The organism is Pseudomonas sp. Cab53 (genome assembly GCF_018325965.1).
Taxonomy (GTDB): Bacteria; Pseudomonadota; Gammaproteobacteria; order Pseudomonadales; family Pseudomonadaceae; genus Aquipseudomonas; species Aquipseudomonas chlororaphis_E.
Genome location: NZ_AP021902.1, coordinates 3,437,992 through 3,453,231, shown reverse-complemented (window position 1 = coordinate 3,453,231; position 15,240 = coordinate 3,437,992). Strand labels below are relative to the sequence as shown.

Here is a 15,240-nt window from a genome sequence, read left to right as displayed (position 1 = left end):
CTAAGTGACCAGCCCCAGGCGCTCATGCCACCGAGCAATGGACTCCTCGGGATAAACCTCGAACAACTGGTCATCCGGATGCGCCTCGACTTCCACCCACGGCGCCCTGGAACCCAGCATCAGATGGGTGTGCTCCGGCGGTACCGGCAGCGGTGTGTCGATGGCCGAGGCAAAGGGGTGAATCAGCTCCGGCCATTCGGGGCTGAACAGCCATAGCCCCGAACCGCACAAGGAACAGAAATGTCGTTCGGCACTGCTGCGGTGGGCGCGTTTATCGCCTTCGTCCTTGAGCCGCGCGTGGTAGACCGAGATGTGCTTGCGTCCGCGCACTTTCAAGGTCCGCGCATCGCCACCCAGGTTGATCGCAAAACCACCACCGCCCTGGGTCTTGCGGCAGATTGAGCAGTAACAGCGTTGGTAAGGGTAGGGGTGAGCACTGTCGAGGGTGAACGACACCGCGCCGCAGTGGCAGGATCCTTCTAGCTGCATGGGGAGCCTCCAGTGGGATTGGAAATGACTCAGTACAGCCTAGACAATCTGTGTCATGGCAGTTGAGTTGAGGCTGGCCATGAGACCGCCTTCGCGAGCAAGCCCGCTCCCACAGGGGATCTGTGTCGGGTCTTCTGCCCGCTCTCGGTCAGTGTGGGAGCGGGCTTGCTCGCGAAGACGTCGGTGCAGCCAACATTATTTCGGCATTCGCCACAGGTACCACGCCGCCACCGTCCGATAAGGGCTCCAGGCCTGGCCGATGTCCAGCATCTGCCGGCGACTGGGTTGTTGTTCCAGTCTTTTCAGCCGTCGGTAGCCCTCTCGAACCCCAAAGTCATCGACCGGTAGGATATCGGGGCGCTCCAGGCTGTAGATCAACAGCATCTCGACGGTCCAGCGTCCGACGCCACGCAGGGTGACCAGGCGTTCGATCAGCGCTTCGTTGTCCATGGCCAGCGCGGTGGGGTAATCCGGCACGATTCCGTCCAGCGCCGCCTGGGCGATGCCGTGAATGGTGGCAATCTTGCTGGCGGAAAAGCCGCAACCGCGCATCTGCGCGACGTCTGTGGCCAGCAATTGCTCGGGCGTCGGGAAGGCCTGGCCCGGGAACAACGCCAGCAAGCGGCCGTGAATCGCATCGCCGGCCTTGGCATGCAGTTGCTGATAGGCAATCGCCCGCACCAGCGCTTCGTAGGGGTCGCGGGTCGGCCTGGGCTGCAACAGGCAGGGGCCGGTCGCTTCGACGTGTCGTTGCCAGTCTTCATCGAGCTGGGCCAGGAAGACGCTGGCGTCATGGTAGGGAACGGGCATCGGCAGCTCTTGTGAAGTCGATCAAAACGCCAGGGGCAATGAAACCTGCGTTGCGGCGTGTTCCAGCCGCAATAGAAAGGCTTTGCGCGGCTGTCCACCACCATAGCCGGTCAACGCGCCGTCCGCACCGATCACCCGATGGCAAGGGACGACGATGGCCAAGCGGTTCTGCCCGTTGGCCAGGCCCACGGCCCGGCTGGCACCGGGGCTGCCCAACACCGCGGCGATGCTGCCATAGCTGCGGGTTTCGCCATAAGGGATCTTGAGCAGTTCGGCCCATACCCGGGCGGCGAAGGCGCTGCCGGGCATGTGCAACGGGACGGTGAACGCCGTGAGCTTGCCGGCGAAGTAGTCCGCCAGTTCGCCTTCGATCTGCTGCAAGTGGGCGTTGTGCCCCGGTGCGAGCGTGTAGCCGTAGCGCTGCTGCAGCTCTTCCAGTTCCTTGGTCAGGGCAGGGCGGTCGAGGAACTCCAGCAGCACCAGGCCGCGCCGTTCGGCCATGGCCAGCATCGGTCCCAACGGCGTGGTCAGGCGCGTGAACAGCAAGGGTTCGCTGAGGGCGGCGCGTCCTGGGGTGATGTGGAAGGATTTCACGAAGGCATCGCGAAAGCCGCTCAAGGATTCGTAGCCGGAATCGAACGCCGCGTGGTCGATGGACGCCCCGGCCTTGATCCCGCCCAGGGCGATCCCCAGGCGGCGGGTGCGCAGGTAGGCGTGGAAGGTCATGCCGAAATGCTGCTTGAACCAGCGCCGCAGTTTCAGCGGCTCGATGCCTTGCTCCAGCAGCAGGGCGTCGGTCCAGCGCAGGTCTGGTTCGGCGTCCACGGCCTTGAGCAGGGCCTGGATCCAGTCCGGCGCGATGGCCGCGGCGTCCAGCGGCTTGCAGCGCAGGCAGGCGCGGTAGCCAGCGGACAGGGCTTCGTCGGCGTGGGCGAAGAACTCCACGTTTTCCGGCTTCGGCTTGCGCGCCGTGCAACTGGGGCGACAGAAAATGCCAGTGGTCTTGACCGCCGTGAAGAACACCCCCTCGTAGGCGGTGTCTCGTTCGAGCATGGCGCGGACCATTTCGGCGTGGGGCGGGAGCAGCGAGTCATGTAGGTTCATGGGGTTGAGCATAGAACCGTGCCCGCTACGACTCCACCGCAAAATCGACAGTGAATTCTTTGTGCCGGATCAAGGCAGTTTTCTTCAATACACCCCGCCATGGGCCTTTTACCCTGATCGCCACCTCACAGACATGAAGAAGGTATGCGATGACTCTGATTCTATCCATGGCGGCGTTTGCCTTGGTGGCCTCCATCACGCCGGGACCGGTGAATATCGTGGCCCTCAGCTCCGGCGCCCGATATGGCTTTCGAGCCACCTTGCGCCATGTGGGCGGCGCGACCCTGGGGTTTGTCCTGCTGCTGGTGTTGATGGGGCTGGGGTTGCATGAAGTGCTGCAACGCTGGCCGGCACTGACCCGGGTGGTGCAACTGGGTGGCGTCGGGTTTCTATTGTTCATGGCCTGGAAACTGGCGATGGACGACGGGCAGCTGGCTGGGGCGGATGAGGGTCGGGCGCCTTCAATGTTATACGGCGCGCTGATGCAATGGCTCAACCCCAAGGCCTGGCTGGCCTGCGTCGCGGGGATGGGTGCGTTCGTGGCTGACGGCGAGGCGCGGCTGGTGTGGCAGTTCGCGGCGATCTACCTGGTAATCTGCTACGTCTCGGTGGGCTGTTGGGCCTATGCCGGGAGCTTTCTGCGCACCTGGCTGGGTAATCCGGCGACCCTGCGCCTGTTCAACCGGGCGATGGCGGTGTTATTGGTGGCCAGTGCGGTGTATTTATTGTTGCCTTGAGCACAAGTGTTTTCGAGGCGGGATGCTGTTGTGGCGAGGGAGCAAGCTCCCTCGCCACAGAGGTCCACCTGTTTTTGGTCCAAACAAGGTGGTGGGGCAGTATCAACCGCGATACTGGCCCGGCGTGGCCGCCAGGTGTTGCTTGAAGGCCCGTTGGAAATGCGCCTGGTCGGCAAACCCGCTGTCCAGCGCCACATCGGCGATCAGCCGGCCTTCGCGCAACTGGCGGCGGGCGAACTGGATCCGTCGATTGACCAGGAACGCGTGAGGCGTCATCCCGTAATGGCGCTTGAACGCCCGGCTCAGGTAGGACGGCGAGAGCTGAGCGGCGGCGCAGATGTCTTCCAGCTTCAGGGCTTCGGTGCAGTGGTCATGAATGAATTGCGCCGCCCGCATCAAGCCCGGATGGCTGCCCCGGTCCGGGCGACCGGCCGGGTTGAGGCGCTGTTGCAGGTCCGTGAAGAACGCTTCGGCGGCGGCGTGCTTGTGATGGGCGGCGAGCCGTTCATCCACCAGTTGCCCATACAGGCGCTGCAACGCTGCAAACAACTCGACGTCGCGACTGTGGGTGGTGGCGAAGCCTTGGAACTCCAGGCCCTGGTCAAAGCCGATACGCCGTTGCAGGTCCCGCAGCCATTGGCTGTCCACGTACAACATGAGGTATGACCAAGGCTGGTCGTCGATCGGGTTGCAGGCATGAACGGCGCCGGGGTTCATCAACACCACCGTGCCGCTTGCCACCTGCAAGTGCGAGTGCTCGTGAATGTAAGTGCTGCGTCCGGCAGTGATCGCGCCGATGGAGAAATGGTCGTGGGCGTGGCGCGAATAGCAGACCTTGCGCCCGTCGGCGATGGCTCGGGCCTCGATGAAGGGCAGGGCCGCGTCGCGCCAGAAGCGGGGGGCGGCGTCAGGGGTGGCGTGCTTCATCGGTCGATGTGCTCTGGTTGAACCTGGGTCGCAGTGTATAAGCGCTGGCAGGCAAATGCCCACTCGATTCGACCTCGCACGGGATCAACGGTGGAAGCACTGTGGGTCTGGTCTAGACTTCGAGGAGTTCCGTCAATGGAGTTCCCGATGCTCGAGCCAGGCAAACCTGACAACGAAGCTGTTCGTGTGAAGAATCTACAGTCGCTCAAACTGCTTGATACAGCGCCCGAGGAGCGCTTCGATCGCCTGACCCGGCTTGCCCGGCGACTGTTCGATGTGCCCATTGCGCTGGTGTCGCTGGTGGATGCCAACCGGCAGTGGTTCAAGTCCAACGCCGGCCTGGACGCCACGGAAACGCCGCGGTCGGTGTCGTTCTGTGGCCATGCGATCCTGCAGGACCACATCATGGAAATCAGTGATGCGGAGCTGGACGAGCGGTTTCGCGACAATCCCCTGGTCACGGGCCTGCCGGGTATCCGTTTCTACGCTGGGCACCCGCTGGGGCTGGAAGATGGCAGCAAACTGGGGACGTTGTGCCTGATCGACACCCGCCCGCGCACCCTCAACGAAGAAGAGCGTGAACTGCTGCGTGACCTGGCGAGCATGGCCGAGCAGGAAATGATCGCCGTGCAGATGGCGAGCATGGATGAACTGACGCTGCTGTCCAATCGGCGCGGGTTCATGACCCTGGCCCAACATGCCTTGGGCGTGTGTGAGCGCTTGTCCCGACCGGCGACGCTGCTGTTTTTCGACCTCAATGACTTCAAACCCATCAATGATCGATTCGGCCACGCCGAGGGCGACGCCGCGTTGAAGACCTTCGCCGACGTGCTGCGCATTGCGTTTCGCGAAAGTGATGTGGTCGGCCGCCTGGGCGGCGATGAGTTCGTGGCCTTGCTCACCGGCTCGTCCCATGTCGAGACTACCGCGATCATGGCGCGCCTCAGGGAAATCCTCGATGAACGCAACGCGATGTTGCGGCGGGGCTATGACATTCGCTTCAGCGTCGGCCAGATCGAATACGACCCGCAGCGCCACCACAGCATCGAGGGCCTGATGGCTGATGCGGACGCTGCCATGTACACCCAGAAACAGGCGAATCGGCGCTAGGCTCTGTCTGAAAAGCCTTGATACTTGTTCATGCTGCATTGGGGCCGCAATGAAAAACGCCGCGGGGCCTTTGCAGGCGCCGCGGCGTTTTCATGGGCGGTGAAGATTACTCTTCGATGTTGCCCATGGCGGTGGTGTTGAAGCCGCCGTCCACGTACATGATTTCACCGCTGATGCCCGACGCCAGGTCGGAGCACAGGAAGGCGCCGGCGTTGCCGACTTCTTCGATGGTGACGTTGCGACGCAGCGGGGTTTGCGCTTCGTTGGCGGCCAGCATCTTGCGGAAGTTCTTGATGCCGGAGGCAGCGAGGGTGCGGATCGGACCGGCCGAGACGCAGTTGACGCGGGTGCCGTCCGGGCCCAGGGAGCCGGCCAGGTAACGCACGCCGGCTTCCAGGGAGGCCTTGGCCATGCCCATGACGTTGTAGTTCGGCATGGTGCGCTCGGCGCCCAGGTACGACAGGGTCAGCAGGCTGCCGTTGCGGCCTTTCATCATTTCGCGACCGGCCTTGGCCAGGGCCACGAAGCTGTAGGCGCTGATGTCGTGGGCAATGCGGAAGCCTTCGCGGGTGGTGGCTTCAGTGAAGTCGCCGTCCAGTTGGTCGCCCGGTGCGAAGCCGACGGAGTGCACGATGCAGTCCAGGCCGTCCCATTTCTGGCTCAGTTGCTCGAAGACCTTGGCGATTTCTTCATCGCTGGCCACGTCGCACGGGAAGCACAGCTCAGGGCTCGAACCCCAGCCTTGCGCGAACTCTTCGACACGACCCTTGAGTTTGTCGTTCTGATAAGTGAAGGCAAGCTCAGCGCCCTCGCGATGCATGGCGGCGGCGATGCCGGATGCGATGGACAGCTTGCTGGCGACACCGACGATCAGTACGCGCTTACCGGCGAGAAAACCCATGTGTTGCTCCTCTTTCAGGTTATTCGGCAGTTGTTGGGGCCAGGAAGGCGGCCTCCAGCAACTGCTGTGTATAGGGGTGTTGCGGCGCAGCGAATAGGCTGCGGGCATCACCGTGTTCGACCACTTGGCCATGCTTGACCACCATCAGTTGGTGGCTCAGCGCTTTGACGACAGCCAGATCATGGCTGATAAACAGGTACGTCAGGTTGTACTTGGTTTGCAACGACCGCAACAGCTCCACCACCTGGCGTTGCACGGTACGGTCCAGGGCCGACGTGGGTTCATCCAGCAGGATCAACGCCGGCTTGAGCACCAGGGCCCGGGCAATGGCGATACGCTGCCGCTGCCCTCCGGAAAATTCATGGGGGTAGCGGTGCCGGGTGTCCGGATCCAGGCCTACCTCCTTCAATGCCGCGATTATCGCTTGTTCCTGCTCGGCTTCGGTGCCGATCCGGTGGATCCGCAGGCCTTCACCGACAATCTGGCTGACACACATCCGCGGGCTCAGGCTGCCGAACGGGTCCTGAAACACCACTTGCATCTCCCGGCGCAGCGGTCTTACCTGCTGCTGCGACAGGCTGTCGAGCTGTTTGCCTTCGAACCGGATCCCGCCCTGGCTGGCGATCAACCGCAAGATCGCCAACCCCAGGGTGGACTTGCCCGAACCGCTCTCGCCGACGATGCCCAGGGTCTGGCCCTGGGGCAGGCTGAAGCGGATACCGTCCACGGCCTTGATGTAGTCTACCGTGCGCTTGAACAGGCCTTTCTTGACCGGGAACCAGACTTTCAGGTCCTCGACCTCCAACAGCGGCGGGCCGACAACGTTGTTCGCCGGGGTGCCGCTGGGTTCGGCACCCAGCAGTTCCCGAGTGTACGGATGCTGCGGCGCGCGGAACAATTCTTCGCACGATGCCTGTTCGACGATGCAACCGCGCTGCATGACACATACGCGATGCGCAATTCTTCGCACCAGGTTCAAATCGTGGCTGATCAGCAGCAACGACATGCCCAATCGTGCCTGCAGATCCTTGAGCAGATCGAGGATTTTCAGCTGGACGGTGACGTCCAGGGCCGTGGTCGGCTCGTCGGCGATCAGCAGTTCCGGCTCGTTGGCCAGGGCCATGGCGATCATCACCCGTTGGCGCTGGCCACCGGACAATTCATGGGGCAGGGCCTTGAGTCGCTTGTGCGGCTCGGGGATGCCGACCAGCTCCAGCAGCTCCAGGGTGCGCCGGGTCGCGACCTTGCCGCTCAGGCCCTTGTGAATGCCGAGCACTTCATTGATCTGTTTTTCAATGCAGTGCAGCGGGTTCAGCGAGGTCATCGGTTCCTGGAAGATCATCGCGATGCGGTTGCCGCGCAGGTGGCGGAGGGTCTTTTCCTTCAGGCCCAGCAGGTCCTGCCCGGCGTAGCGGATCGTCCCGGTGGGGTGGTGGGCCAGCGGGTAGGGCAGCAACCGCAGGATCGAGTGGGCCGTCACCGACTTGCCCGAGCCGCTTTCACCCACCAGCGCCAGGGTTTCACCGCGGTGGATGTCGAAGCTGACGCCTTCGACCACGCGCTGGCGGCGTTCGCCGACAATGAACTCCACCGCCAGGTCGCGGACTTCGATCAGGTTGTCAGTGTTCATGTCATTTCCTCGGATCGAAGGCATCGCGCGCGGATTCGCCGATGAACACCAGCAAGCTCAACATCAGGGCCAGCACGGCGAACGCGCTGATCCCAAGCCAGGGGGCCTGGAGGTTGGATTTACCCTGGGCCACCAGTTCGCCCAGGGACGGCGAGCCAGCGGGCAAGCCGAAACCGAGGAAATCCAGGGCGGTGAGGGTGCCAATGGCGCCGGTGAGGATGAACGGCATGAACGTCATGGTCGAAACCATGGCATTGGGCAGGATGTGGCGGAACATGATCGCGCCGTTCTGCATGCCCAATGCCCGTGCGGCACGCACGTATTCCAGGTTGCGCCCGCGCAGGAACTCGGCGCGCACCACGTCCACCAGGCTCATCCAGGAAAACAGCAGCATGATCCCCAGCAGCCACCAGAAATTCGGCTGCACGAAGCTGGCCAGGATGATCAACAGGTACAGCACCGGCAGCCCGGACCAGATTTCCAGGAAGCGCTGGCCAGCCAGGTCGACCCAGCCGCCGTAGAAGCCCTGCAGGGCGCCGGCGATCACGCCGATGATCGAACTGAGCACGGTCAGGGTCAGGGCGAACAACACCGAGATACGAAAGCCGTAGATGACCCGGGCCAGCACGTCGCGGCCCTGATCGTCGGTGCCCAGCCAGTTCATGGCCGAGGGCGGTGCCGGTGCCGGGACCTTCAGGTCGTAGTTGATGCTCTGGTAGCTGAACGGAATCGGTGCCCACAGCACCCAGGCGTTCTTGGCGGCCAGCAGTTCGCGGATATACGGGCTCTTGTAGTTGGCTTCCAGCGGAAACTCGCCGCCGAAGGTGGTTTCCGGGTAGCGCTTGAGGGCCGGGAAGTACCAGCCGTCGTCGTAATGCACCACCAGCGGCTTGTCGTTGGCGATCAGCTCGGCGCCCAGGCTAAGTATGAACAGCGCCAGGAACAGCCACAGCGACCACCAGCCACGCTTGTTGGCCTTGAACAGTTCGAAACGGCGGCGATTGAGCGGGGAAAGGTTCATCTCAATGCTCCCGACTTTCGAAGTCGATGCGCGGATCGACAAAAGAATAGGTCAGGTCGCCGATCAGTTTCACCACCAGCCCCAGCAGGGTAAAGATGAACAGGGTGCCGAAGACCACCGGGTAGTCGCGGTTGATGGCCGCCTCGAAGCTCATCAGGCCGAGGCCGTCGAGGGAGAAGATCACTTCCACCAGCAAGGATCCGGTGAAGAAGATCCCGATGAAGGCCGAAGGAAAGCCGGCGATCACCAGCAGCATGGCATTGCGGAACACGTGGCCGTAGAGCACCCGGCGGCGGGTCAGGCCCTTGGCCTTGGCGGTGACGACGTATTGCTTGTTGATTTCGTCGAGGAAGCTGTTCTTGGTCAGCAGGGTCATGGTGGCGAAGTTGCCGATCACCAGGGCGGTCACCGGCAGGGCAAGGTGCCAGAAGTAGTCGAGGATCTTGCCGCCCAGGGTCAGTGTCTCGAAATTGTTCGAGGTCAACCCGCGCAACGGGAACCAGTCGAAGTAACTGCCGCCGGCAAACACCACGATCAGCAGGATGGCGAACAGGAACGAGGGGATCGCGTAGCCGACGATGATCGCCGAGCTGGTCCAGACGTCGAAATGGCTACCGTGCCGCGTGGCCTTGGCGATCCCCAGCGGGATCGACACCAGGTACATGATCAGCGTGCTCCACAGCCCGAGGGAAATGGACACCGGCATCTTTTCCTTGATCAGGTCGATGACCTTGGCATCGCGGAAGAAACTGTCGCCGAAGTCCAGCTGGGCGTAGTTCTTGATCATGATCCACAGGCGCTCGGGAGCCGACTTGTCGAATCCGTACATCCGCTCGATTTCCTTGACCAGGCTGGGGTCCAGGCCCTGGGCGCCGCGATAGCTGGACCCGGCCACCGACACCTCGGCGCCGCCGCCGGCGATGCGACTGGTGGCGCCTTCGAACCCTTCGAGCTTGGCGATCATCTGCTCGACCGGCCCGCCAGGCGCGGCCTGGATGATGACGAAGTTGATCAAGAGGATGCCGAACAGCGTCGGGATGATCAGCAGCAGCCGCCTGAATGTATAAGCCAGCATCGGGTTACTCCACGCTCGCAGGAGCAGCGTTGTTCTGTTGTTCCATCACTTGTTTTTCTACTTCCACGGCAGGCTTGGTGTCGGGCTTGACCCACCAGGTGGTGGTGCCGATGTCATAGGTCGGTGTCACTTTCGGGTGGCCGATGTGGTTCCAGTAGGCCACGCGCCAGGTCTTGATGTGCCAGTTGGGGATCACGTAGTAGCCCCATTGCAGCACCCGGTCCAGCGCCCGGGCATGGGCCACCAGGCTCTTGCGCGAGTCGGCGTTGATCAACTGTTCCACCAATTGGTCGACCGCCGGGTCCTTGAGGCCCATGGTATTGCGGCTGCCAGGCCTGTCGGCGGCGGCCGACATCCAGAATTCGCGCTGTTCGTTACCCGGCGAGCTCGATTGCGGGAAACTGCCCACCACCAGGTCGAAGTCCCGGGAGCGCACGCGGTTGATGTACTGGGACACGTCCACCCGGCGGATTACCAGGTCGATGCCCAGGTCGCTCAGGTTGCGCTTGAACGGCAGCAGCACCCGTTCGAACTCGGTCTGGGCGAGCAGGAACTCCAGCACCACCGGTTTGCCCTGGGCATCGACCATCTTGTCGTCGACGATACGCCAGCCGGCTTCCTGCAACAGTTGGTAGGCGTTGCGCTGCTGGTCGCGGATCATGCCGCTGCCGTCACACATCGAAGGTTGGAACGCTTCGGTGAAGACCTGTTCGGGAATCTTGCCGCGCAGGGGTTCGAGGATCTTCAGTTCGTCTTCATCGGGCAGGCCGGTGGCGGCCATTTCCGAGTTTTCGAAATAACTGCGGGTGCGGGCATAGGCGCCGTTGAACAGCTGCTTGTTGGTCCATTCGAAATCCAGCAACAGGCTCAGGGCCTTGCGCACCCGCACATCCTGGAACACCGGCCGGCGCAGGTTGAAGACAAAACCCTGCATGCCGGTGGGGTTGCCGTTGGGAATCTGTTCCTTGATCAGGCGCCCCTCGGTGACGGCCGGGATGTTGTAGGCGTTGGCCCAGTTCTTGGCGGTCATCTCCAGCCAGAAGTCGAACTGCCCGGCCTTCAGGGCCTCGACCGCCACGGTGTTGTCGCGGTAATAGTCGGTGGTCAGCACGTCGAAGTTATAGAAACCGCGGTTGACCGCCAGGTCCTTGCCCCAGTAGTCCTTCACTCGCTCATAGCGGATCGAGCGCCCGGCCTTCACTTCGGTGACCTTGTAGGGGCCGCTGCCGAGGGGAATCTCCAGGTTGCCTTTGTTGAAATCGCGATCGGCCCACCAATGTTTCGGCAATACCGGCAGTTGGCCGAGGATCAACGGCAATTCACGGTTATTGGTGTGCTTGAACTTGAACAGGACCTTGAGCGGGTCTTCGGCGATGGCTTCGGCGACGTCGTTGTAGTAGCCGCGAAACATCGGGGCGCCGTCCTTGGTCAGGGTCTGGAAGCTGAACACCACGTCTTCGGCGCGCACCGGGTGGCCGTCGTTGAACCGGGCCTCGGGGCGCAGGTAGAAGCGGACCCAGGCGTTGTCCGGGGCCCGTTCGATTTTCTCGGCGATCAAGCCGTATTCGGTGAAGGGTTCATCCAGGCCCTGTTTGGCCAGGGTGTCGTAGATCAGGCCGATGTCGTCGGCCGGCACACCCTTGCTGATGAACGGGTTGAGGCTGTCGAAGCCACCGAAGCCGCCCTGGCGGAATATCCCGCCCTTGGGGGCGTCGGGGTTGACGTAGTCGAAATGCTTGAAGTCGGCCGGGTATTTCGGCGGTTCGTTGTACAGGGTCAAGGCGTGCTGCGGCGCGGCGCAGGCCAGCCCGGCGAACAGCAGGCCGCCTGCATGCAGGAGCAGGGCACGTATAGGCTTCATTGATCTTTCTCCGAAGACTTCAGCCACCAGGCGCTCAGGCCCAGAGTGTAGGGCGGCGTGGTGACGAAGGCGAACCGGTTGCGGTACGCCAGGCGATGATAGTTGAGATACCAGTTGGGAATGCAGTAGTGCTGCCAGAGCAGCACGCGGTCCAGGGCCTTGCCGGCGGCGACCTGTTCGTCCCGGGTCTGGGCGGCCAGCAGCTTTTCCAGCAGATGGTCGACCACCGGGTCGGCGATCCCGGCGTAGTTCTTGCTGCCCTTGACCCCGACCTGGCTGGAATGGAAGTACTGCCATTGTTCCAGGCCCGGGCTCAGGGTCTGGTTCAGGGTCAGCAGGATCATGTCGAAGTCGAACTGGTCGAGGCGCTGCTTGTACTGGGCGCGGTCCACGGTGCGCAACCGGGCCTGGATGCCGATACTGGCGAGGTTCTCGACGTAAGGTTGCAGGATGCGCTCCAGGTTCGGGTTCACCAGCAGGATCTCGAAGCTCAGCGGGCGGCTGTCGGCGTCCAGCAGTCGCTGGCCGTTGAGCGTCCAGCCGGCTTCTTTCAAGAGCCCCAGCGCCTTGCGCAGGGTTTCCCGGGGAATGCCGCGACCGTCGGTCTGGGGCAGGCTGAAAGGTTCGGTGAACAGGCGCGGCGGCAGTTGTTCGCGGTAGGGCTTGAGCAGCAGCCATTCATGGCCCACAGGGAGGCCGCTGGCGGAAAATTCGCTGTTGGGGTAGTAACTGAGGGTGCGCTTGTAGGCGCTGCTGAACAACGTGCGGTTGGTCCACTCGAAATCGAACATCAGCCCCAGCGCTTCACGCACCTTGACCTGCGCAAACGTGGCGCGCCGGGTGTTCATGAACAGGCCCTGGGTCTGGGTCGGGATCTGGTGGGGGATCTGCGCCTTGATCACTTCGCCGCGCCTGACTGCCGGGAACTCGTAGCCGTTGGCCCAGTTCTTGGCCTGGTGCTCGATGTAGATGTCGAACTCACCCGCCTTGAAGGCTTCGAAGGCGACATCGCTGTCGCGGTAGAACTCCACCTCCATGCGGTCGACGTTGTACTTGCCACGATTGACCGGCAGGTCCTTGCCCCAGTAATCCTTGACCCGCTCGAACACCAGTTGGCGGCCCGGTTGCACCTTGGTGATGCGGTATGGCCCGCTGCCCAGGGGCGGCTCGAAGGTCGTTGCCTTGAAGTCGCGGCCTTTCCAGTAATGTTGGGGCAGCACGGGCAGTTCGCCCAGGCGCAGGATCAACAGGGGGTTGCCGGCGCGCTTGAAGACAAAGCGGATCTTGAGTGGGTTGAGGATATCGACCCGTAGCACTTCCTGCAGGTTGGTGCGGTATTGCGGGTGACCGTCCTTGAGCAAGGTGCGGTAGGAGAAGGCCACGTCGTAGGCGGTGATCGGCACGCCGTCATGGAACCGCGCTTCGGGTCGCAGGTTGAACACCACCCAGCTGCGGTCTTCGCTGTACTCCACCGACTGGGCGATCAGACCGTAGCTGGACGTCGGCTCATCGCCGGACGGCGCGTACTGGCCGGTGCCGACCATCAACGGTTCGTTCAGCTCGTTGATGCCGTATTGCAGGAAATTAGGCGTGGAAACCGGACTGCTGCCCTTGAAGGTATACGGGTTGAGTGTATCGAAAGTGCCGAATGCCATGACCCGCAAGGTACCGCCCTTGGGCGCTTGCGGATTGACCCAGTCGAAGTGGGTGAATCTGGCCGGGTACTTGAGCGTGCCGAACTGCGCATAGCCATGGCTTTCGCTGATGGTGGCGCTGGCGCAGGGACTCAAGGCCAGGCTGATCAGGAGCAAGAGGAGGGGACGTATCAAGTCTGAGATCCGATCCAGGCGGCTTGGGCGTTATGGCAGGTACAGTAACAGCTTGTATCGGCAGGAAAAAGGCGGGGGCTCAAAGCTTCAGGGTTTGCTTGAGCTGTGGCGAGGGGCCTTGCTCCCGCTGGGGTGCGAAGCGACCCCGAACCTGGCACCTCGGTGTGAGAGATGATTGAGTCGCTGCTTTTGGGGTTGCTGCGCAACCCAGCGGGAGCAAGCTCCCTCGCCACAAAGCTGCCCCGGCTACATGACTGTCAGTGCGGGGAGTAGACCGTCAGCATCTGCCCGGGCTTGAGCGCCTTGCCCATCCGCGGGTTCCAGCGCTTGAGATGTTGCATCTCGACGTTGAAGCGTTTGGCCACCACGTACAGCGAGTCACCTTGCTTGACCTTGTACTGGGTCTGCTTCTTCTGGTCCTTGCTGTTGGCGGCCACCACGGTGTTGATGCGCTTGCCGTTGGCCTTGGGAGTCTTGGTGTCCTGCATCACCAGGGTCTGGCCAACCTTGAGTTTGTTGCCGCTCAGCTTGTTCCAGCGTTGCAGGTCCTTGGTCTGGACATTGTTGGCCTTGGCGATCTGGGCCAGGTTGTCGCCGCGCTTGACCCGGTAGCTGCGCCGGGCGCCTTCGACTTCGCTGTCGTCGGCGGTTTCGAAGACCGGTTTGAGCGAGCGCGGGCTGATCAACTCCTCCGGGCGCATGGTCGACAGGCTGGCGGTCAGCAACTGGGCCTTGGAGGTGGGTACGAGCAAGTGTTGCGGGCCGTCGATCGTGGTGCGCTGCTTGAAGGCCGGGTTGAGCTGGAACAGCTCGTCCTCGTCGATATTGGCCACCGCCGCGACCTTGGACAGGTCCATGCGCTGGTTGATCTCGACGACCTGGAAGTAGGGTTCGTTGGCGATCGGGTTGAGGTTCACGCCATAGGCATCGGGGGCGAGCACCACCTGGGACAATGCCAGCAGCTTGGGCACATAGGCCTGGGTCTCGGCGGGCAGTGGCAGGTTCCAGTAGTCGGTGGGCAGGCCGAGCTTCTCGTTGCGCTCGATGGCGCGGCTGACCGTGCCTTCGCCGGCGTTGTAGGCCGCCAGGGCAAGCAGCCAGTCACCGTTGAACATGTCGTGCAGCCGCGTCAGGTAGTCCATGGCGGCCGTGGTGGACGCGGTGATGTCGCGGCGTCCGTCATAGAAACGGGTCTGGCGCAGGTTGAAATAACGCCCCGTGGACGGGATGAATTGCCATAGCCCCACCGCGTTGGCCCGGGAGTAGGCCATGGGGTTGTAGGCGCTTTCGATCACTGGCAGCAGGGCCAGCTCCAGCGGCATGTTGCGTTCTTCGAGGCGTTCGACGATGTAGTGGATGTAGAGGCTGCCGCGTTCACCGGCCCCTTCGAGGAACGACGGGTTGCTGGCGAACCAGAGCCGCTGCTGCTCGATACGGGGATTGACGCCGGCCGTTTCCTGCAACTGGAAGCCCTGGCGCATGCGCTCCCAGACATCCTGGGGCACCTGGGGGCTGGGTTTTTCGCTGAGCCACAACGGCTTCTGCTTGGCCCGGGCAGCGAGGTTCGGCGTGTGGGCCGCGTCGGTTTGCGGCACCTGGCTCGTGCTCTGGCAGCCCGCCAGCGTGGCGGACACAGCCACCGCGATGGCCTGGGCCAAGCGGGTCAATGTGTCTGACTGGGCGGACCTGCGTATAGATGACGACATTGGCTGGAAGTAAGTTCCGGGCGAAAATGTCGGGCGATTC

Annotated in this window: 13 protein-coding genes; 2 read left to right on the top strand and 11 right to left on the bottom strand. The window is 62.8% G+C overall.

The window, feature by feature from the left end; all coding sequences use genetic code 11:
* From KI241_RS14900 to KI241_RS14890, 3 genes are all read right to left on the bottom strand, one after another.
* A complete protein-coding gene (locus tag KI241_RS14900) occupies positions 1-489 on the bottom strand; it encodes a GFA family protein (protein WP_042729177.1) in 489 nt (162 codons plus the stop codon).
* Between the two features lie 195 nt (positions 490-684).
* Positions 685-1,299, bottom strand: a complete 615-nt coding sequence (locus KI241_RS14895) for a DNA-3-methyladenine glycosylase (protein WP_042729176.1) — start codon at positions 1,297-1,299, stop codon at positions 685-687.
* 21 nt (positions 1,300-1,320) lie between these two features.
* Positions 1,321-2,403: a trifunctional transcriptional activator/DNA repair protein Ada/methylated-DNA--[protein]-cysteine S-methyltransferase gene (locus KI241_RS14890; RefSeq protein ID WP_042729175.1), complete on the bottom strand. Its 1,083-nt coding sequence runs from the start codon at positions 2,401-2,403 to the stop codon at positions 1,321-1,323.
* Between the two features lie 149 nt (positions 2,404-2,552).
* On the opposite strand from KI241_RS14890, the gene KI241_RS14885 reads away from it, so the two are divergent.
* Positions 2,553-3,140, top strand: coding sequence for a LysE family translocator (locus tag KI241_RS14885; RefSeq protein WP_042729174.1), 588 nt, complete (start codon positions 2,553-2,555; stop codon positions 3,138-3,140).
* 102 nt (positions 3,141-3,242) lie between these two features.
* Here KI241_RS14885 and KI241_RS14880 read toward each other — a convergent pair whose 3' ends face one another.
* Positions 3,243-4,067 carry an AraC family transcriptional regulator gene (locus KI241_RS14880; RefSeq protein WP_042729173.1) on the bottom strand — a complete coding sequence of 275 codons (825 nt, stop codon included), beginning with the start codon at positions 4,065-4,067 and terminating at the stop codon, positions 3,243-3,245.
* 147 nt (positions 4,068-4,214) lie between these two features.
* Here KI241_RS14880 and KI241_RS14875 point away from each other — a divergent pair, with 147 nt between their 5' ends.
* Entirely contained in the window at positions 4,215-5,177 is a 963-nt protein-coding gene (locus KI241_RS14875) for a sensor domain-containing diguanylate cyclase (protein ID WP_042729186.1), read from the top strand.
* Positions 5,178-5,283: 106 nt separating this feature from the next.
* Here the strand turns inward: KI241_RS14875 and fabI are convergent, their stop codons facing one another.
* From fabI to KI241_RS14840, 7 genes are all read right to left on the bottom strand, one after another.
* Positions 5,284-6,078 (bottom strand): enoyl-ACP reductase FabI, encoded by a 795-nt coding sequence (gene fabI / locus KI241_RS14870; RefSeq protein ID WP_042729172.1) that lies wholly within the window; start codon positions 6,076-6,078, stop codon positions 5,284-5,286.
* Positions 6,079-6,097: 19 nt separating this feature from the next.
* Entirely contained in the window at positions 6,098-7,708 is a 1,611-nt protein-coding gene (locus tag KI241_RS14865) for an ABC transporter ATP-binding protein (protein WP_042729171.1), read from the bottom strand.
* 1 nt (position 7,709) lies between these two features.
* Entirely contained in the window at positions 7,710-8,729 is a 1,020-nt protein-coding gene (locus KI241_RS14860) for an ABC transporter permease (RefSeq protein ID WP_042729170.1), read from the bottom strand.
* 1 nt (position 8,730) lies between these two features.
* Positions 8,731-9,804: a microcin C ABC transporter permease YejB gene (locus tag KI241_RS14855; protein WP_042729169.1), complete on the bottom strand. Its 1,074-nt coding sequence runs from the start codon at positions 9,802-9,804 to the stop codon at positions 8,731-8,733.
* Between the two features lie 4 nt (positions 9,805-9,808).
* A complete protein-coding gene (locus KI241_RS14850; RefSeq protein WP_047738817.1) occupies positions 9,809-11,665 on the bottom strand; it encodes an extracellular solute-binding protein in 1,857 nt (618 codons plus the stop codon).
* The gene (locus KI241_RS14845) at positions 11,662-13,491 is read right to left on the bottom strand and encodes an extracellular solute-binding protein (RefSeq protein ID WP_161796105.1); all 1,830 of its coding nucleotides are present in this window, start codon (positions 13,489-13,491) and stop codon (positions 11,662-11,664) included. The genes KI241_RS14850 and KI241_RS14845 overlap by 4 nt, the downstream gene beginning before the upstream one ends.
* A gap of 260 nt (positions 13,492-13,751) precedes the next feature.
* Positions 13,752-15,200: a transglycosylase SLT domain-containing protein gene (locus KI241_RS14840; protein WP_212802658.1), complete on the bottom strand. Its 1,449-nt coding sequence runs from the start codon at positions 15,198-15,200 to the stop codon at positions 13,752-13,754.
* Positions 15,201-15,240 lie beyond the last annotated feature (40 nt).